The organism is Pseudomonas sp. 7-41, assembly GCF_021233075.1.
Taxonomy (GTDB): domain Bacteria; phylum Pseudomonadota; class Gammaproteobacteria; order Pseudomonadales; family Pseudomonadaceae; genus Aquipseudomonas; species Aquipseudomonas veronii.
Genome location: NZ_CP089551.1, coordinates 1 through 18309, shown reverse-complemented (window position 1 = coordinate 18309; position 18309 = coordinate 1). Strand labels below are relative to the sequence as shown.

Genomic DNA, 18309 nt, shown 5'->3' with positions numbered 1-18309 from the left:
CTTCCTTGTGAAAAAAAGCCCGTTTCTCACGATTCGGGCTTTTTTTTGCGCAGGATTTGCTGATCAGGCCTTCTGTTCGAACACCACATAGATCTTGCGGCAGGGCTCGAGCACTTCCCAGGTGCCGCTGAAGCCGGCCGGGATCACGAAGCGGTCGCCGGCGCGCAAGGTCTTGGCGTTGCCCTCGGCATCGCGCAGTACGGAAACCCCCTGCACAATCTCGCAGTACTCATGTTCGGTGTAGTTGACCTTCCACTGCCCGACGTCGCCTTCCCAGACGCCGGCGCTCATCTGGCCGCACGGGCTGTTGTAGTGGTTGTAGATCGTTTGCTCGGGATTGCCCTTGAGGATTTTTTCCGGGGCAGGGAGGTAGCGATCGGGGGCGGTGTTGGCTTGGCTGAAGTCGACGATGTCCTGGATGCTCATGTGCGTGTCCCGTCTGGCCTGCGGTTGGAGAGCCCAAAGTCTATGTTTATTAAAATGAACATCGCAAGGGCGTTTACCGGCGTTATGTCAAATATATTGATACATCCCCAGCCGCTGGTTTAGGGTGGCAGTTGCCTTGAGCCGAACAACTGGCTGGCGGGGCAAGCATTCTTTGAGGCTGCCGGGGTACATCGCCTGGCCCTTGTATTCAATAAGAGGAGGACACTCGCATGACCACCCTGACCCGTGCCGACTGGGAGCAACGCGCCAAGGATCTGAAGATCGAAGGCCGCGCCTATATCAATGGCGAGTACACCGCCGCCGTTTCCGGCGACACGTTCGAATGCATCAGTCCCGTCGATGGCCGCCTGCTGACCAGCGTTGCCAGCTGTGACGTCGCCGACGCCCAGCGCGCCGTGGAAAATGCCCGCGCCACGTTCAATTCCGGTGTCTGGTCGCGCCTGGCGCCGGCCAAGCGCAAGGCCACCATGATCCGTTTCGCCGCGTTGCTCAAGGCCAATGCCGAAGAGCTGGCGCTGCTGGAAACCCTGGACATGGGCAAGCCGATCAGCGACGCCCTGAATATCGACGTACCCGGCGCGGCGAATGCCCTGAGCTGGAGCGGCGAGGCCATCGACAAGATTTACGATGAAGTCGCTTCCACCCCTCACGATCAGCTGGGTCTGGTGACCCGTGAGCCGGTCGGAGTGGTTGCCGCCATCGTGCCGTGGAATTTCCCGCTGATGATGGCTTGCTGGAAACTCGGGCCGGCGCTGTCGACCGGTAACTCCGTGATCCTCAAACCGTCTGAAAAATCCCCGCTGACCGCCATCCGCATCGCGGCCCTGGCCGTTGAGGCCGGTATTCCAAAAGGCGTGTTCAACGTGCTGCCGGGCTACGGCCACACCGTGGGTAACGCGCTCGCGCTGCACATGGATGTCGACACCCTGGTGTTCACTGGCTCCACCAAAATCGCCAAACAGCTGTTGATCCGCTCCGGCGAATCGAACATGAAACGTGTATGGCTGGAAGCGGGCGGCAAGAGCCCGAACATCGTGTTCGCCGATGCTCCGGATCTGCAAGCCGCCGCCGAATCCGCCGCCGGCGCGATTGCCTTCAACCAGGGCGAGGTCTGCACCGCCGGTTCGCGTCTGCTGGTGGAGCGCTCCATCAAGGATAAATTCCTACCGCTGGTGATCGCCGCGCTGAAGGGCTGGAAGCCAGGCAACCCGCTGGACCCGGCCACGAACGTCGGCGCGCTGGTGGACACTCAACAGATGAACACCGTGCTGTCCTACATCGAAGCCGGTCATGCCGACGGTGCCAAATTGGTGGCGGGCGGCAAGCGCACGCTGGAAGAGACCGGCGGCACTTACGTCGAGCCGACGATTTTCGACGGAGTGACCAACGCGATGAAGATCGCCCGCGAAGAAATCTTCGGCCCGGTCCTCTCGGTGCTCACTTTTGACAGCGCCGAAGAAGCCGTCGCCATCGCCAACGACACCCAATACGGCCTGGCCGCGGCGGTGTGGACGGCGGATATCTCCAAGGCGCACCTCACCGCCAAGGCACTGCGCGCCGGTAGCGTGTGGGTCAACCAGTACGACGGCGGTGACATGACCGCGCCGTTTGGTGGCTTCAAGCAGTCGGGCAACGGTCGCGACAAGTCGCTGCATGCGTTCGACAAGTACACCGAGCTGAAGGCGACCTGGATCAAGCTCTAAGCAACACCGCAGGTCCCCTGTAGGAGCGAGCTTGCTCGCGAAGAACTCAAAGACGCCGCGTTCAACCAGACAGCACGCGTTATCGTTGGCGTTTTTCGCGAGCAAGCGCGCTCCTACAGTTCGTTTGCAGCCCTGAAAAAACTATCCACAGGAGCGTGGAAATGCGTTGGGCGACTTATTTCGCCGTGCTGGCCTCGGTGCTCAGCGTTGGTCTGGCGTTGGGCGTCAGCATGCCGCTGGTGTCCCTGCGTCTGGAAGGCTGGGGCTACGGCAGCTTCGCCATTGGAGTGATGGCTGCGATGCCGGCCTTCGGCGTGCTGTTGGGGGCGAAGGTTTCCAGTCGGCTGGCGTCCTGGCTGGGCACTGCGCATCTGATGCGCCTGTGCCTGTGGGCGGGGGCGGTGTCCATCGGTCTGTTGGCGATCCTGCCGAGCTACCCGGTGTGGCTGGTGCTGCGGCTGATGATCGGGGTGATCCTGACCATCGTGTTCATTCTTGGCGAAAGCTGGATCAACCAGTTGGTGGTGGAGCAATGGCGCGGCCGGCTGGTGGCGCTGTATGGCTGCACCTATGCGCTGAGCCAGCTGTCGGGGCCGCTGCTGTTGGGCGTGCTGGGCACCGATCATGACTATGGGTTCTGGGTGGGCGTGGGCCTGTTGACGCTGGCGCCGTTGCTGTTGCTGGGGCGTTCCGGGGCGCCGACCGCCGAGTCCTTCAGCGTGACGTTTGCCGAGCTGTGGCGCTTCTGTCGGAGCCTGCCGGCGATTGCCTGGGCGGTGGCGTTATTCGCGGCGTTCGAGGCGATGATCCTGACGCTGCTGCCGGTGTATTGCCTGCAGCAAGGCTTCACGGCCGAGATCGCCCTGGCGATGGTCAGCACGGTGGTGGTGGGCGATGCGTTGCTGCAGCTGCCCATCGGCGCACTGGCCGACTACCTGCCGCGGCGCACGCTGTTCTTGAGCTGCGCGCTGCTGTTGCTGGGGGCGAGCCTGGCAGTCCCGTTGTTGATGCACACGCTGCTGATCTGGCCGGTGTGGGTGCTGTTCGGCGCGAGTGCGGGTGGTTTGTTCACCTTGTCGTTGATCCTGATCGGCGAGCGTTACCGCGACGATGCGCTGGTGCGCGCCAATGCCCACGTGGCGCAGCTCTGGGGCATCGGTTGCCTGATCGGGCCGCTGGTGGCCGGTGCGGGCAGCCAGTGGATCAGCGGGCATGCATTGCCGTGGCTGATGGCGGCCGGGGCGCTGGGGTTGGTGGTGCTGTTGTTGCGCCAGGGGGCGTTTGGCGCCGCGCAGCCCGCTTAGGCGCGAGGGGATGAAGGCGTTAGCGATGACGGGTACGGTCTGGTTAAGTGTGGTGTTCTTGCGTTCTTCGCGAGCAAGCTCGCTCCTACAGCATGCGTTCCAGGCCGACGGAGGTGGCGAACCAGGCATTGAAGTGGCGCCACCAGCTGCCCGGCTCGCGGGTCAGGGTGTGCGGTTGCCCGTTATCCTCGGTGGTCCACACCACCTGGCCATCCTGTAATTTCGCCTCGTAGCTCAATGCTGGCGCCATGCCTTGCAGCGCCAGATTGCGCAGGTGTTCGGCCAGCTCAGGGCTGTCCACCAGCACGCCGACTTCGGTATTCCACAGCACCGAACGCGGGTCGAAGTTGAACGAGCCGATAAACGATTTCTGCCGATCAAAAATCATCGCCTTGCTGTGCAGGCTGGAGTCCGAGCCGAGGAACAGGCCGCGACGAAACAGGTGGGGCCCGCTGCCTGTGCGGGGTGCGCCGGGTTGGCGGCGCAACTCATAGAGTTTCACGCCGTGCTCCAGCAGCGCCTTGCGATAGGGCGCGTAGCCGCCGTGTACGGCCGGCACGTCGGTGGCTTCGAGGGAGTTGGTCAGCAGGCTCACCGAGACGCCCGCGTCCGCGCGACCGGTCAGGTACACCAGGCCCGGCTGCCCCGGCACGAAATACGCCGAAATCATCATCAACTCATGGTTGACGCCTTCGAGTTCCGGTTCCAGTTGGGTGGTCAGCAGCAGGCGCGGGTCCGGATCATTCTTGGCGAGTACCTTGCTCGGGGCGTCCCACAACGCCTGGTTCCAGGCCCAGATCAGCTCGCGCCGCCAGATGTCCAGGCGCGGTTCGGTCTTGTAGGTGCGCAGGCGGTTGTACAAGGCGTGGTTCTGTTGGCGCGACTGGGCCAGGGATTCTTCCAGGCGTAGGCGTGCGCTGGTCAGGTCGCCTTTGGACGGCAGGTTGGAGATGAATTCATTGATGGGCTTGCTCAGGGCGCTGTTCCAATACTGGTCGAAACTGTGGCCGAGTTGCTCGGCCACCGGGCCCACGCTGAGCATGTCGATGTCGGTGAAATTAAGGTTGGGTTCGGCGTCGAAATACTCGTCGCCCAGGTTGCGCCCGCCGACGATGGCCGCGCTGTTGTCCGCCAGCCACAGTTTGTTGTGCATGCGTCGATGTTGCAGCGACAGGTTGAGCAGGCGCCCCATGGCGCGCGTCACGCCGGTGCTGCGCCCCAGGTGCAGCGGGTTGAACAGGCGAATCTGGATGTTGGGGTGGGCGGCGAGGGTGGCGATGACCTGATCGAGGCCGTCGCTGGTGGTGTCGTCCAGCAGGATACGCACACGCACGCCACGGTCGGCGGCCTTGAGCAGTTCATCCACGAGCAGGCGGGTGCTGATGCCGTCGTGGACGATGTAGTACTGCAGGTCGAGGCTGGTCTGGGCGTTGCGGATCAGTTCGGCGCGGGCCATGAACGCCTCGCTGCTGTTGGGCAGCAGGCGAAAGCCGGAGCGGCCCTGATGCGGCGCGGCCTGGGCCTGGATCGAACGGCCGAACGACGACTGCGTCGCCGGCAGGGCATCGCTGGGGATGCGCGGCACATTCACCGTGGCGCAGCCGCCCAGGGCCAGGGCGCCCAACAGGAAAAACGCTAAAAGCCGTCGAGTCATCAAGGGCACCGTTTCCAGATCAGGGCGGTTGTCGACATAGGACGGCTATTTTCCCGGAAAGGTCAGTCGGCGGCCTCGGCCAGCATCTTGCTCGCGACGGCGCCGACTTTGCGCACCGCTTCTTCAATCTGCGGCGTAGGTTTGGCAGCGTAGTTCATGCGCAGGCAATTCCTGTACTTGCCGGACGCGGAAAAGATACTGCCCACGGCGATTTGTACGCCTTGTTCCACCAACACCCGGTTGAGCTTGAGGGTGTCGAAACCTTCCGGCAGCTCGATCCACAGCATGAAGCTGCCTTGAGGTCGGCTGGCGCGGGTGCCGGCGGGGAAATAACGGCTGACCCAGTCGAGCATCATGTCGCGATTACGTTGGTATTGAGTACGCATCCGCCGCAAATGCGGTTCGAAATGGCCTCCCTTGAGAAATTCGGCGATGGCGATCTGCGGCTGGGTCGCGGTGGAGCCGGTGCTGATGTATTTCATGTGCAACACCCGCTCCAGGTAGCGGCCCGGCGCGACCCAGCCAATCCGCAGGCCTGGCGCCAGGGTTTTCGAGAACGAGCTGCAGAGCAACACGCGGCCATCTTCGTCGAAGGATTTGATGGTGCGCGGGCGCGGGTAGCTGTAGGCCAGTTCGCCATACACATCGTCTTCGATGATCGCCACGTCAAAGCGCTGGGCCAGGGTCAACAGCGCCCGCTTGCGTGCCTCCGGCATGATGTAGCCCAAAGGATTGTTGCAGTTGGGGGTCAGTTGAATGACTTTGATCGGCCACTGTTCCAGCGCCAGTTCCAGGGCTTCGAGGCTGATGCCGGTGAGCGGGTCCGTGGGGATTTCCAGGGCTTTCATGCCCAGGCCCTTGAGGGTCTGCATGGCGCCGTGGAAGCTCGGCGAGTCCACCGCAACGATATCCCCCGGCTCGCAGATGGAGCGGATGCTGGCAGACAGCGCCTCATGGCAGCCGGTGGTGATCACGATGTCTTCGGCGGTCAACTGGCAGCCGGAATCCAATGACAGTCGGGCGATTTGTTCGCGCAACTCCATACAGCCGAGGATATTGTCGTAATACAGCCCCGGCAGGTCCTGGCGCCGGCTGACGCGGGCCAGGCTGCGCAGCAGCGGCTTGAGGGTGGGCGACAACACATCCGGCATGCCGCGGCCCAGCTGTACGACATCTTTACGCGGTACCGCGCGGATCAACTCGAGCACTTGGTCCCACTGGGAAATTTCCACCGGGCGCTGGGCCGGGCGGCCGACTTCGGGCAAGGCCGGCAGCTCACGGCCGACGGGCACGAAGTAACCGGACTTGGGCTTCGGCATCGCCAGGCCGTTGTCTTCCAGCATGCGATACGCTTGCTGCACGGTGCTCAAACTGACCCCGTGCTCGACACTCAAGGCCCTTACGGAAGGCAGCCGGTCACCGGGGCGGTAGAAGCCCTGTTCGATGCGGGTGCCCAACAATTCGGCGAGGTTGACGTAAAGGGTCACGGTGATCACTCCCAGGGGACCAGTACAGATTCTGGGAAAATACAGGATTCAGCCACTCGTGGGCAGTATCTGTATGGATTTAATAAAAATTGGTTGAATCTGTAATGGTTTTGTCCACTCGCTCATTCTAGTCACTCATGGCAACCAGCAAATGAGGACGACAAAATGAACGGCATGAGCGATGTGCGGCTGACGTTACACGGCCAGGAACTCGAAGCGGGGCAGGCGCGGGCGATGTCGGCCCCGACCCGCAACCGCTGGAGCCTGTTCTGGCACCGTCGCCACACGCGCAAGGTGCTGCTGGAGCTGACTGCCGAGCAACTGCGGGATATCGGGTTGACCGCCGAGCAGGCGCGCCAGGAAGGCTTGAAGCCGTTCTGGCGCAGTTGAGTCACACCAGTTCTTTCAACCGGTGCCAGAGCATCCCCAGCGCCAACAGCGGCGAGCGCAAGTGCTTGCCGCCGGGGAAGGTGATGTGCGGCACCTGGGCGAACAGATCGAAACGTCCCTGCTGCTGGCCGCTGATGGCTTCGCCCAGCAGCTTGCCCGCCAGGTGTGTCGCGTTGAGGCCATGACCGGCGTAGGCCTGGGCGTAATACACGTTGGGTTGATCTGCCAATCGGCCGATCTGCGGCAAGCGGTTGGCACCGATGCCGATCATGCCGCCCCATTGATAGTCGATCTTCACGTCGGCCAGTTGGGGGAACACCTGCACCATCTTCGGCCGCATGTAGGCGCCGATGTCCTTGGGGTCGCGCCCGGAATAGTGGCAGGCGCCGCCGAACAGCAGACGACGGTCGGCAGACAGTCGGAAGTAGTCCACCGTCACCCGCTGATCACACACCGCCATGTTTTGCGGCAGCAATTGGGCCGCCTGGGCGGCGCTTAACGGCTCGGTGGCGATGATATAGCTGCCGGCCGGCAGCACTTTGCCGCTCAGCAGTGGGTTGAGCCCCTTCAGATAGGCGTTGCAGGCCAGCACCAGGGTCTTGGCGCGCACATTGCCGCGGGCGGTGTGTACGTTGACCTCGGGGCCGTAGTCGATGCGCGTCACTTCGGAGTGTTCGAACAGTTGCACGCCGAGTTTTTGGGCGGCAGCTGCCTCGCCGAGGGCCAGGTTCAGCGGGTGCAGATGGCCCGAGCCCATGTCGATCATGCCGCCCACGTAGCGCTCGGAACCGATCACGCTGCCCATTTCGCTGGCTTGCAGCAGGCGTACTTCGTGGCGATAGCCCAGGCTGCGCAATTCTTCGGCGTCTTCGGCGAGGCCGAGCAGGTCGCGGGGTTTGTTGGCCAGGTCGCAGTAGCCCCAGGTCAGGTCGCAGGCGATCTGGAAACGCTCGACGCGCTCGCGCACGATTTCTACCGCCTCCAGGCCCATCAGTTTCATCTGGCGCACGCCGTCGGTGCCGATCACGTTGGTGAATTGCTCCAGGCCATGGCCAACGCCGCGGATCAACTGGCCGCCATTGCGCCCGCTGGCGCCCCAGGCGATCTTGCGCGCTTCCAGCAGCACCACGCTGAACCCGCGTTCGGCCAGTTCCAGCGCGGTGTTGAGCCCGGAAAAACCGCCGCCGATCACGCACACGTCGGCCACCGTTTCGCCGGCCAACGCCGGATAGTCGGGTTGCGGCAGGCTGCTGGCGGCGTAGTAGGAAGCGGTGTGCCGGGCGCTGGCAGTCATGGGAACATCCCCGTTTGGAAAATTTGACGCAGGATACAGCGGTCGGACGAAGCTGTCTCACCGCGAGGTTTTGCGGCAGAATCCACGCCTATTCGCCGTTCGGTACGTGTTTCGATGAGTTGCAACAGTCAGAAAATCAGCGCATTGCGCCGACAGATTCCCTCGTTCGAGTGCGTCCCCGGTTGCCACGATTGCTGTGGGCCGGTGACGACTTCCCCCGAGGAAATGTCGCGCCTGCCGCGTAAGACCGCTGCCGAACAGGAAGCTGCCATGGACGAGTTGAACTGCGTACACCTGGGGCCCAATGGCTGCACGGTGTATGACGAGCGCCCGCTGATCTGTAGGCTTTTCGGCACCACAAAGACCTTGCCGTGCCCCAATGGACGGCGGCCGGTGGAGCTGATTCACCCGCGGGTGGAGAAGCAGATCCACGAATACATGGCGAGTACCCGGCAGGTGCTGGTCTAAATGTGGGAGTAAGCAAGCCCCCTCCCACATTGACCCGGTTGTGTCAGTCAGTCGGGGATGGGCAGATTGAGGCTCTCTTTCACCTCTTCCATCACGATATAGCTCTTGGACTCCCGCACATGGGGCAGTTTGAGCAGGATGTCGCCGAGCAGTTTGCGGTACGAGGCCATCTCGGAGATCCGCGCTTTCACCAGGTAGTCGAAGTCCCCCGAGACCAAGTGGCACTCCAGCACATGGGGCAATTTCAGCACGGCGCGGCGGAATTCTTCAAAGGTGTCGCCGGATTTGTAGTCGAGGCTGATCTCGACAAATACCAGCAAACTCGCCTTCAAATGCTGGGGGTTGAGGCGTGCGTTGTAGCCCATGATGATCCCTTCACGCTCAAGGCGGCGCACGCGCTCGGTGCAGGGGGTGGTCGATAGTCCGACCTTTTCCCCCAGCTCCGTGAACGAAATGCGCCCGTCGGCTTGTAGGATGCGCAAGATGTTCCGGTCGATCTTGTCCAGCTCCCGTTTGGTCTGGGTGTTGGTACGCATAGGGGATACGCCTCTGTGAAAAGGGTTGTTGCCAAGAATTGTCGCCAAATATAGGCATTTATATAGTGAAATGCACTGGTGATTGCTTTTTATACTGCTCACATCATTGCTCGAACAACACACGTCGGCGGTCAAGCCGCGATGAGGATATAAAAATGCGCGTTCTGGTCTTGGGTAGCGGCGTCATTGGTGTGACCAGTGCCTACTATTTGGCGCGAGCCGGTTTTGAGGTGGTCGTGGTCGACCGCCAGCCAGCCGCGGCCATGGAAACCAGTTTCGCCAACGCCGGCCAGGTCTCTCCAGGCTACGCCTCGCCATGGGCCGCGCCGGGTGTGCCGCTCAAGGCCATCAAGTGGCTGCTGCAACGCCACGCGCCGCTGGCGATCAAGGCCACCGCCGATATCAACCAATACCTGTGGATGGCGCAGATGCTGCGCAACTGCACCGCCAGCCGGTATGCGGTGAACAAGGAGCGCATGGTCCGCCTGTCCGAGTACAGCCGCGATTGCCTCGACGAACTGCGCGCTGAAACCGGCATTGCCTACGAAGGCCGCAGCCTCGGTACGACCCAACTGTTCCGCACCCAGGCGCAGCTCGATGGCGCTGCCAAAGATATCGCCGTGTTGAAAGAGTCCGGCGTGCCGTTCGAATTGCTTGACCGTGCCGGCATCGCCCGCGTCGAACCGGCCCTGGCCAGTGTCACCGACATCCTCGCCGGTGCCCTGCGCCTGCCGAACGACCAGACCGGCGACTGCCAGATGTTCACCACGCGCCTGGCCGACATGTGCAAGCAGTTGGGCGTGGAGTTCCGTTTCGAACAGGACATCCAGCGCCTCGACCACGCCGGTGATCGCATCAACGGTGTGTGGATCGACGGCAAGCTGGAAACCGCCGACCGCTACGTCCTGGCCCTCGGCAGTTATTCGCCGCAGTTGCTCAAGCCGCTGGGGATCAAGGCGCCGGTGTACCCGCTCAAGGGCTACTCGCTGACCGTGCCGATCACCAACCCGGCGATGGCGCCGACGTCGACCATTCTCGACGAGACCTACAAGGTCGCGATCACCCGTTTCGACAACCGCATCCGTGTCGGCGGCATGGCTGAAATCGCCGGTTTTGACCTGTCGCTGAACCCACGTCGGCGTGAAACCCTGGAGATGATCGTCAACGACCTTTATCCTCAGGGCGGCAATCTGACCGAAGCGATCTTTTGGACCGGCCTGCGTCCGACCACACCGGACGGTACGCCGATTGTCGGTGCCACCCCGTTCAAGAATCTGTTCCTGAACACCGGCCACGGCACCCTCGGTTGGACCATGGCGTGCGGCTCCGGTCGTTTGCTGGCTGACCTGATGGCCAAGAAAACGCCGCAGATCAGTGCCGAAGGCCTCGATATTTCCCGTTATGGCAACCACCAGGAGTCTGCAAAACATGTCAATCCAGCGCCAGCTCACCAATGAGCGCATGAGCCAGATCGTTGCCCACGGCGGCACCGTGTACCTGGCAGGGCAAGTCGGCGACGACCTGAGTGCCGGGATTGAACAACAGACCCGTGAAACCCTGGCCAATATCGAGCGCTTGCTGGACTTGGCCGGCACTGACAAAAGCAAGCTGCTGTCGGTGACGATCTACCTCAAAGACATCGACGCCGACTTCGCCGGCATGAACGCGGTGTGGGACGCATGGCTGCCCAAAGGCGTCGCTCCGGCCCGCGCCACGGTTGAAGCGAAACTGTGCGAGCCACAAATCCTGGTGGAGCTGTCCGTCGTGGCCGCCCTGCCTTAAGCAACGATCCCTCTCCCGGTACCGATGCGGTTGGTCGGTGCCGGTTTTTTTTCACTCTGCCGCCTAGAAGCCTGCCGCCATGCGTCCTGCCCGTGCCCTGATCGACCTCCAAGCCCTGCGCCACAATTACCAATTGGCCCGTGAAGTCACGGGGGCCAAGGCCCTCGCTGTGATCAAGGCCGATGCCTACGGCCATGGCGCGGTGCGCGTGGCCCAGGCGCTGGAAGCCGAGGCCGATGGTTTTGCCGTGGCCTGTATCGAGGAAGCACTGGAGCTGCGGGCTGCCGGTATCCGCGCGCCGGTATTGCTGCTGGAAGGGTTTTTCGAAGCCGACGAGCTGCCGCTGATCGTCGAGCATGATTTCTGGTGCGTGGTGCATTCGCTGTGGCAACTGGAGGCCATCGAGCAGGCGGCCTTGCGCAAGCCCCTCACCGTGTGGCTCAAACTGGACTCGGGCATGCACCGCGTCGGCCTGCACCCCAAGGACTACCACGAGGCGTACCAGCGCCTGCTCGCCAGCGGTAAGGTGGCGAAGATCGTATTGATGAGCCACTTCGCTCGCGCCGATGAGCTCGATTGCGTGCGCAGCAATGAACAAGTGGCGGTGTTCGAAGCGGCGCGCCAGGGGCTGTCGGCCGAGGTCAGCCTGCGCAATTCGCCGGCGGTGATGGGCTGGCCGAAGGTGCCCAGCGACTGGGTACGCCCCGGCATCATGTTGTACGGCACGACGCCGTTTGGTGAAGACCAGGCCACCGCCGCGCGCTTGCAGCCGGTAATGACCCTGGAATCGAAAGTCATCTGCGTGCGCGAACTGCCGGCCGGCGAGCCGGTGGGCTACGGTGCCAAATTCATCACGCCGAAACCGATGCGGGTCGGCGTGGTTGCCATGGGCTATGCCGACGGTTATCCACGTCACGCCCCCACCGGCACGCCGGTGCTGGTGGCGGGGCAGCGCAGCCAATTGCTCGGCCGGGTGTCCATGGACATGCTGTGCGTCGACCTCACCGACGTGCCCCAGGCCGGCCTCGGTTCCACCGTGGAGCTGTGGGGCAAGAACATCCTCGCCAGTGACGTCGCGGCCGCCGCCGAGACCATCCCCTACCAGATCTTCTGCAACCTGCGCCGCGTGCCAAGGCTCTATTCCGGGGCTTGATCGGCCTCTACGAACGGTGCAGGGGAGGATTTAGGCCCAAGTGTTGTAAATACTGAACGCTGTCGCCATGATAACGCTCAATTACAACAAAGCCTGAATCCTAGGAGGCTCCCGCATTGGACGTCGGCGAACGACTGCAATCCATCCGTAAACTGAAGGGTCTTTCCCAGCGCGAGCTCGCCAAGCGTGCGGGTGTCACCAACAGCACCATTTCGATGATCGAAAAAAACAGTGTCAGCCCTTCCATCAGTTCCTTGCGCAAGGTGCTGGGCGGCATTCCCATGTCGATGGTCGAGTTCTTTTCCGAGGAAATCCTCCAGGAAATACCGACCCAGGTCGTCTATAAAGCCAACGAGCTGATTGATATCTCCGACGGCGCCGTCACCATGAAACTGGTGGGTCGCGCACATCCGAGCCGGGCGATCACGTTTCTCAACGAAATTTACCCGCCTGGCGCCGATACTGGCGAAGAAATGCTCACCCACGAAGGCGAAGAAACCGGGATTCTGGTGGAAGGTCGCCTGGAATTGGTCGTCGGTCTTGAAACTTTTGTGCTCGAAGCTGGCGATAGCTACTACTTTGAAAGCACCAAGCCCCATCGTTTTCGTAATCCGTTCGATGTGCCGGCGCGACTAATCAGCGCAGCCACGCCCGCGAACTTTTGACAGAAGAGGCGTCCTGCCAGCATTGCAGAGACTCCCGCAGCGTATTCCGTGAGACTGAATCTCCCTTTGCTTAATAGGGTTGTTTCAGCCAGACGGGCTAACCGTTATACTTTCGCCGCCTGCGAAACCGTGGCCGCAGGCGTGAATAGCCACCATTGAGGGTGAACGCGTGAACCTAATTATGAAAATGCTGGCTGCACCAGCAACCGTACTGGCCCTATGGGCTGTCAGCGCTCAAGCTGCGACCAATGATGACATTGCCAAGCGCTTGGAGCCTGTTGGCCAAGTGTGTGTGCAGGGGCAGGAGTGCAAGGGGATGGAAGTCGCCGCAACAGCGGGCGGCGGCGGCGGTGCGAAAACACCGGATGAGATCATTGCCAAGCACTGCAATGCATGCCACGGAACCGGCCTGTTGGGTGCTCCGAAAATCGGCGACACCGCCGCCTGGAAAGACCGCGCCGACCACCAGGGCGGCCTCGACGGCATCCTGGCCAAGGCGATCACGGGTATCAATGCCATGCCGCCAAAAGGCACCTGTGCTGATTGCACGGATGCTGATCTGAAAGGTGCGATCAAGAAGATGTCCGGGTTGTAATCCAGCGATCTTCGTCAAAAATGCCGCTTACGAGCGGCTTTTTTGTGCCTGCGATCGAGGGTTGAGGCTGTTCTTTGCAACCAAGACGGGCCACTCTCTATCCAACCCCTAATCATCAAATGTTCAGGAGGGTCGGATGGTGCAGTTATGTTCAATCGAGCAAGCCGTTGACGACGTACTCGCGCGCTTGCCAGCGCATATCCACATGGGCCTGCCCCTGGGCCTGGGCAAGCCCAATCTGTTCGTCAACGCGCTGTACCGACGTATCGCCAAGCTGCCGGAGCGGGCGCTGACGATTTACACCGCCTTGAGCCTGGGTCGCCCGGCGTTGGGCGATGGCTTGCAGAAGCGCTTCCTGGAACCGTTTACCGAGCGGGTGTTTGGCGATTATCCCGAGCTGGATTATCTCGCCGATCTGCACAAGGACAGCCTGCCGGCGAATATCCACGTCCAGCAATTTTTCATGCAGCCCGGCAGCCTGCTTCATAGCCAATCCGCGCAACAGGACTACGTCAGCAGCAACTACAGCCATGCCGCGCGCGATATCTACGCCGCCGGCCTGAACCTGGTGGCGCAGTTGGTGGCCAGCAGCGCCGAGCACCCCGACCGGCTGAGCCTGAGCTGCAACCCCGATGTCACCCTCGACCTGCTGCCGATGATCGCCAAGCGTCGCGCCGCTGGGGAAACCGTGCTGATGGTCGGCCAGGTCCACACCGATTTGCCCTACATGCCTGGGGATTCGGAGTTGGGCATGGATGCGTTCGACTACCTGCTCGATGAAAAGGACAGCAGCACGCTGTTCTCCACACCGAATATGCCGGTGGGTTTCCAGGACCATTTTATCGGCCTGCATGCCAGCACCCTGGTGCGCGATGGCGGCACCTTGCAGATCGGTATCGGTTCGATGGGCGATGCGCTGACCGCCGCCTTGCTTGCGCGCCAGGCCGATAACGAAGCCTATCGGCTGCTGCTGACCGACCTCGATGTGTACCGCTGGGCGGCGCTGATCAGCCGTGAAGGGGGCGTCGAGCCGTTTGCCAAAGGCCTTTATGGTTGCAGCGAAATGTTCGTCAACGGCCTGCTGGTGCTGGCGGATGCGGGGATTGTGCGGCGCAAGGTCTACCCGGATGTGGCGACGCAGGAACAGGCAAATGCCGGCCTGCTCGATGATGCGGCCCAGCCCGACGGCATTTCGATCCATGGCGGTTTTTTCGTTGGCCCGCGTAGTTTTTACCAACGCTTGCAGGACATGACCCTCGCCAAGCGTCAGGCGTTCAACATGACGCGCATCAGCTACATCAACGAGCTGTACGGGCAGGAGGAACTCAAGCGTTTGCAGCGTCTGGATGCGCGGTTCATCAACAGCGCGATCGTGGTGACCTTGCTCGGCGCCGGGGTTGCCGACCAACTGGAAGGTGGCCACGTGCTCAGTGGCGTGGGCGGGCAGTACAATTTTGTTGCCCAGGCCCACGCGCTCGAAGGCGCGCGCGCGATCCTGATGTTGCGCAGCTGGCGCGAGGCGGCGGGGGAGGTCAGTTCCAATATCATGTGGGAATACGGCCATTGCACGATCCCACGGCACCTGCGGGACATTGTCATCACCGAATACGGAATTGCCGACTTGCGCGGTCAGACCGATGCCAAGGTAATTGAGGCGTTGCTCAACATCACCGACTCCAGGTTCCAGGGCGACTTGATCGAGCAGGCGCAAGAGGCCGGCAAGCTACCCCGGGATTTCCAGCTGGACCCGCGCTTTACCGACAACACTCCGCAGCGGCTCCAGAGCCTTCAGGCCCGGCATCGCCGGTTGTTTCCGGAGTATCCGCTGGGCACCGACTTCACGGATGTCGAACGGGACCTGTTGCGGGGGTTGAACTGGCTCAAGAGCAAATTCAAGCTGAGCGAGATTTTCGACCTGGGCAAGGCGGCGCTGGATGCGCCGGAGCCGGAGGCGTTTCCCGAGCATCTGAAGCGGATGGGGTTGGACCAACCGGAAGGGCTAAAAGAGGACGTGTATCAGCGGCTGTTGCTCGCCGGCCTCCAGGCCACCGCGCACTAAATGTAGGAGGGGGCTTGCCCCCGATAGCGGTGTATCAGTCACACAAATGTGTTGGCTGAGCCACTGCTATCGGGGGCAAGTCGAATCGTCGCACCGCCCCTCCCACATGTTTAACCGGGTTCCGTCAGCGATTACTCGATGAAGGTGACGACACCACCGCTCAGCGACTTCACGCGCGCCAGCGATTCAACCCGATAACCCTGCGCATCCAGCTCGGCACGCCCGCCCTGGAACGACTTCTCGATCACGATCCCCAGGCCGGCAACGGTGGCACCGGCCTGCTTGATGATCGAGATCAGCGCCTGGGACGCCTTCCCGTTGGCCAGGAAGTCATCGATGATCAGCACGCGGTCGCTGCTGGTCAGGTGGCGCGGCGAGATCGCTACGGTGCTTTCGACTTTCTTGGTGAAGGAATACACCGTTGCCGACAGCAGGTTTTCGGTCAGGGTCAGGGACTGTTGCTTACGGGCGAAGATCACCGGCACGCCGAGGTTCAGGCCGGTCATGATTGCCGGGGCGATCCCCGAGGCTTCGATGGTGACGATCTTGGTGATCCCCGAATCCTTGAACAGCGCGGCGAATTCGTCGCCGATCAGTTTCATCAGTGCCGGGTCGATCTGATGGTTCAGAAAGGCGTCGACTTTGAGTACCTGATCGGAAAGCACGACGCCTTCTTCGCGAATTTTCTTGTGCAGTGCTTCCACGGAACGCTTCCTCTAATGGCGCACGGTGCGCCGAAAGTAGATTAAAAAATAGTCGATTCTAGCGCTTTAACATCGCGCGAATATCCGCCAGGGCGGTGTTGCCGCGAACGGCCTTGACCTCGGTCGGGGTGTCATCGTTGCCTTCCCAGGCCAGGTCGTCCGGCGGCAGTTCGTCGAGGAATCGGCTGGGGGCGCAATCGATGATTTCGCCGTATTGCTTGCGCTTGGCGGCAAAGGTGAAGGCCAATGTCTGGCGTGCGCGGGTAATGCCCACGTAGGCCAGGCGCCGTTCTTCCTCGATGGTGTCGGCTTCGATGCTGGAGCGGTGCGGGAGGATTTCCTCTTCCATGCCCATGATGAACACGTAGGGAAATTCCAGGCCCTTGGACGCATGCAAGGTCATCATCTGTACACCTTCGGCGCCGTCTTCCTCTTCTTGCTGGCGCTCGAGCATGTCGCGCAGCACCAGCTTGCCGATGGCGTCTTCGACGGTCATTTCGCCGTCTTCGTCTTTTTCCAGGGTGTTCTTCAACGCTTCGATCAGGAACCAGACGTTACCCATGCGGTAGTCCGCGGCCTTGTCGCTGGAGCTGTTGGTGCGCAGCCAGTTTTCATAGTCGATGTCCATGACCATGCTGCGCAGGGCGCTGATCGGGTCTTCACCGGCGCATTGCTCGCGCACTTTGTCCATGAAGCGCTTGAAGCGCGACAGGCGATCGGTGAAGCGCGTGTCCAGGTGTTCGCCCAGGCCGATTTCGTCGGTGGCGGCGTACATCGAGATCTTGCGTTCGGTGGCGTAGTTGCCGAGTTTTTCCAGGGTGGTCGAACCGATTTCCCGACGCGGTACGTTGATCACGCGCAGGAAGGCGTTGTCGTCGTCCGGGTTGACGATCAGGCGGAAGTAGGCCATCAGGTCTTTGACTTCCTGGCGTCCGAAAAAGCTGTTGCCGCCGGACAGACGATACGGCACCTGATGGTGCTGCAGTTTCAGCTCGATCAGCTTGGCCTGGTAGTTGCCGCGATAGAGGATCGCGAAGTCGCTGTAGGGCCGGTCGGTGCGCAAGTGCAGGCTGAGGATTTCCACGGCCACGCGCTCGGCTTCGGCGTCTTCGTTGCGGCAGCGGATCACGCGGATCTCGTCGCCATGGCCCATCTCGCTCCACAGTTGTTTTTCAAACTCGTGGGGGTTGTTCGAGATCAGCACGTTGGCGCAGCGCAGGATGCGGCTGGTGGAGCGGTAGTTCTGTTCCAGCATCACCACTTTCAGGGACGGATAGTCGTCCTTGAGCAGCATCAGGTTTTCCGGGCGGGCGCCGCGCCAGGCGTAGATCGACTGGTCATCGTCGCCCACCACGGTGAACTGGTTGCGCTTGCCGATCAGCAACTTCACCAGCAGGTACTGGCTGGCGTTGGTGTCCTGGTATTCGTCCACCAGCAGGTAACGTACCTTGTTCTGCCACTTCTCGAGGATGTCGGCGTGTTCCTGGAACAGCTTTACCGGCAGCAGGATCAGGTCGTCGAAGTCCACCGCGTTGAACGCCTTGAGCGTGCGCTGGTAGTGGGTGTAGACGATGGCGGCGGTCTGTTCCTTGGGGTTGCGCGCGTTTTCCAGGGCTTCGGGCGGCAGGACCAGGTCGTTTTTCCAGGCGCCGATCATGTTCTTGATCTCGTCGACGCCGTCGTCGCCCGCGTATTCCTTCTGCATGATGTCGGTCATCAGGGCTTTGACGTCGGTCTCGTCGAAGATCGAGAAACCCGGCTTGTAGCCCAGCCGCACATGCTCCTTGCGGATGATGTTCAGCCCCAGGTTGTGGAACGTACACACCGTGAGGCCGCGGCCTTCGCCACCCTTGAGCAGGGTGCCGACCCGCTCTTTCATTTCCCGCGCCGCCTTGTTGGTAAAGGTCATGGCGACGATGTACTGGGCGCGGATGCCGCAGTTCTGGATCAGGTGCGCGATCTTGCGGGTGATCACGCTGGTCTTGCCGGAGCCAGCACCGGCGAGCACCAATAGAGGGCCGCCGACGTAGTTCACGGCTTCTTGCTGCCGGGGATTGAGTCGGGACAT

At 61.8% G+C, this 18309-nt stretch carries 17 protein-coding genes; 10 read left to right on the top strand and 7 right to left on the bottom strand.

All coding sequences use genetic code 11. The features are described from left to right. Positions 1-63: 63 nt before the first annotated feature. Complete coding sequence (locus tag LQ249_RS00085) at positions 64-426, bottom strand: cupin domain-containing protein (RefSeq protein WP_046381648.1); 363 nt, start codon at positions 424-426, stop codon at positions 64-66. 230 nt (positions 427-656) lie between these two features. Between LQ249_RS00085 and LQ249_RS00080 the strand changes: the two genes are divergently transcribed. Continuing rightward, positions 657-2150, top strand: a complete 1494-nt coding sequence (locus LQ249_RS00080; RefSeq protein ID WP_046381649.1) for an aldehyde dehydrogenase — start codon at positions 657-659, stop codon at positions 2148-2150. 161 nt (positions 2151-2311) lie between these two features. Continuing rightward, on the top strand, positions 2312-3454 hold the full coding sequence (locus LQ249_RS00075; protein WP_057004015.1) for an MFS transporter: 1143 nt from the start codon (positions 2312-2314) through the stop codon (positions 3452-3454). Positions 3455-3539: 85 nt separating this feature from the next. On the opposite strand, the gene LQ249_RS00070 is transcribed toward LQ249_RS00075, so the two are convergent. Beyond that, on the bottom strand, positions 3540-5108 hold the full coding sequence (locus LQ249_RS00070) for a phospholipase D family protein (protein ID WP_169881725.1): 1569 nt from the start codon (positions 5106-5108) through the stop codon (positions 3540-3542). 62 nt (positions 5109-5170) lie between these two features. Further along, positions 5171-6595 carry an aminotransferase-like domain-containing protein gene (locus LQ249_RS00065; RefSeq protein ID WP_046385149.1) on the bottom strand — a complete coding sequence of 475 codons (1425 nt, stop codon included), beginning with the start codon at positions 6593-6595 and terminating at the stop codon, positions 5171-5173. A 165-nt stretch (positions 6596-6760) separates the two neighbouring features. Between LQ249_RS00065 and LQ249_RS00060 the strand changes: the two genes are divergently transcribed. Next, a complete protein-coding gene (locus tag LQ249_RS00060) occupies positions 6761-6985 on the top strand; it encodes a DUF1127 domain-containing protein (protein ID WP_017846042.1) in 225 nt (74 codons plus the stop codon). Position 6986: 1 nt separating this feature from the next. Here LQ249_RS00060 and LQ249_RS00055 read toward each other — a convergent pair whose 3' ends face one another. Beyond that, positions 6987-8279 (bottom strand): NAD(P)/FAD-dependent oxidoreductase, encoded by a 1293-nt coding sequence (locus LQ249_RS00055; RefSeq protein WP_046381651.1) that lies wholly within the window; start codon positions 8277-8279, stop codon positions 6987-6989. A 114-nt stretch (positions 8280-8393) separates the two neighbouring features. Here LQ249_RS00055 and LQ249_RS00050 point away from each other — a divergent pair, with 114 nt between their 5' ends. Then, complete coding sequence (locus LQ249_RS00050) at positions 8394-8747, top strand: YkgJ family cysteine cluster protein (RefSeq protein ID WP_017135860.1); 354 nt, start codon at positions 8394-8396, stop codon at positions 8745-8747. Between the two features lie 47 nt (positions 8748-8794). Here LQ249_RS00050 and LQ249_RS00045 read toward each other — a convergent pair whose 3' ends face one another. Beyond that, the gene (locus LQ249_RS00045; protein WP_017846039.1) at positions 8795-9283 is read right to left on the bottom strand and encodes an Lrp/AsnC ligand binding domain-containing protein; all 489 of its coding nucleotides are present in this window, start codon (positions 9281-9283) and stop codon (positions 8795-8797) included. A 155-nt stretch (positions 9284-9438) separates the two neighbouring features. Between LQ249_RS00045 and dadA the strand changes: the two genes are divergently transcribed. From dadA to LQ249_RS00015, 6 genes are all read left to right on the top strand, one after another. Continuing rightward, the gene (dadA, locus tag LQ249_RS00040) at positions 9439-10740 is read left to right on the top strand and encodes a D-amino acid dehydrogenase (RefSeq protein ID WP_017846038.1); all 1302 of its coding nucleotides are present in this window, start codon (positions 9439-9441) and stop codon (positions 10738-10740) included. After that, positions 10712-11065, top strand: coding sequence for a RidA family protein (locus LQ249_RS00035; protein ID WP_017846037.1), 354 nt, complete (start codon positions 10712-10714; stop codon positions 11063-11065). Before dadA ends, LQ249_RS00035 begins: the two co-directional genes overlap by 29 nt. Positions 11066-11144: 79 nt before the next feature. Further along, positions 11145-12218 (top strand): alanine racemase, encoded by a 1074-nt coding sequence (gene alr, locus LQ249_RS00030; RefSeq protein WP_046381652.1) that lies wholly within the window; start codon positions 11145-11147, stop codon positions 12216-12218. A 116-nt stretch (positions 12219-12334) separates the two neighbouring features. Continuing rightward, positions 12335-12883 carry a cupin domain-containing protein gene (locus LQ249_RS00025; RefSeq protein WP_046381653.1) on the top strand — a complete coding sequence of 183 codons (549 nt, stop codon included), beginning with the start codon at positions 12335-12337 and terminating at the stop codon, positions 12881-12883. 181 nt (positions 12884-13064) lie between these two features. After that, positions 13065-13478, top strand: a complete 414-nt coding sequence (locus LQ249_RS00020) for a c-type cytochrome (protein WP_026139909.1) — start codon at positions 13065-13067, stop codon at positions 13476-13478. A 136-nt stretch (positions 13479-13614) separates the two neighbouring features. Continuing rightward, positions 13615-15537 (top strand): acetyl-CoA hydrolase/transferase C-terminal domain-containing protein, encoded by a 1923-nt coding sequence (locus LQ249_RS00015; protein WP_232566096.1) that lies wholly within the window; start codon positions 13615-13617, stop codon positions 15535-15537. A 131-nt stretch (positions 15538-15668) separates the two neighbouring features. On the opposite strand, the gene LQ249_RS00010 is transcribed toward LQ249_RS00015, so the two are convergent. Both LQ249_RS00010 and rep read right to left on the bottom strand, forming a co-directional pair. Continuing rightward, on the bottom strand, positions 15669-16241 hold the full coding sequence (locus tag LQ249_RS00010) for a xanthine phosphoribosyltransferase (RefSeq protein ID WP_017846032.1): 573 nt from the start codon (positions 16239-16241) through the stop codon (positions 15669-15671). 58 nt (positions 16242-16299) lie between these two features. Next, positions 16300-18309, bottom strand: coding sequence for a DNA helicase Rep (gene rep / locus LQ249_RS00005; protein ID WP_046381655.1), 2010 nt, complete (start codon positions 18307-18309; stop codon positions 16300-16302).

Coding starts and splice junctions, on each gene's coding strand:
- LQ249_RS00085 (WP_046381648.1), bottom strand. CDS start 426: ATGAGCATCCAGGACATCGTCGACTTCAGCCAAGCCAACACCGCCCCC.
- LQ249_RS00080 (WP_046381649.1), top strand. CDS start 657: ATGACCACCCTGACCCGTGCCGACTGGGAGCAACGCGCCAAGGATCTG.
- LQ249_RS00075 (WP_057004015.1), top strand. CDS start 2,312: ATGCGTTGGGCGACTTATTTCGCCGTGCTGGCCTCGGTGCTCAGCGTT.
- LQ249_RS00070 (WP_169881725.1), bottom strand. CDS start 5,108: ATGACTCGACGGCTTTTAGCGTTTTTCCTGTTGGGCGCCCTGGCCCTG.
- LQ249_RS00060 (WP_017846042.1), top strand. CDS start 6,761: ATGAACGGCATGAGCGATGTGCGGCTGACGTTACACGGCCAGGAACTC.
- LQ249_RS00055 (WP_046381651.1), bottom strand. CDS start 8,279: ATGACTGCCAGCGCCCGGCACACCGCTTCCTACTACGCCGCCAGCAGC.
- LQ249_RS00050 (WP_017135860.1), top strand. CDS start 8,394: ATGAGTTGCAACAGTCAGAAAATCAGCGCATTGCGCCGACAGATTCCC.
- LQ249_RS00045 (WP_017846039.1), bottom strand. CDS start 9,283: ATGCGTACCAACACCCAGACCAAACGGGAGCTGGACAAGATCGACCGG.
- dadA (WP_017846038.1), top strand. CDS start 9,439: ATGCGCGTTCTGGTCTTGGGTAGCGGCGTCATTGGTGTGACCAGTGCC.
- LQ249_RS00035 (WP_017846037.1), top strand. CDS start 10,712: ATGTCAATCCAGCGCCAGCTCACCAATGAGCGCATGAGCCAGATCGTT.
- alr (WP_046381652.1), top strand. CDS start 11,145: ATGCGTCCTGCCCGTGCCCTGATCGACCTCCAAGCCCTGCGCCACAAT.
- LQ249_RS00020 (WP_026139909.1), top strand. CDS start 13,065: ATGAAAATGCTGGCTGCACCAGCAACCGTACTGGCCCTATGGGCTGTC.
- LQ249_RS00015 (WP_232566096.1), top strand. CDS start 13,615: ATGGTGCAGTTATGTTCAATCGAGCAAGCCGTTGACGACGTACTCGCG.
- rep (WP_046381655.1), bottom strand. CDS start 18,309: ATGTCCCGACTCAATCCCCGGCAGCAAGAAGCCGTGAACTACGTCGGC.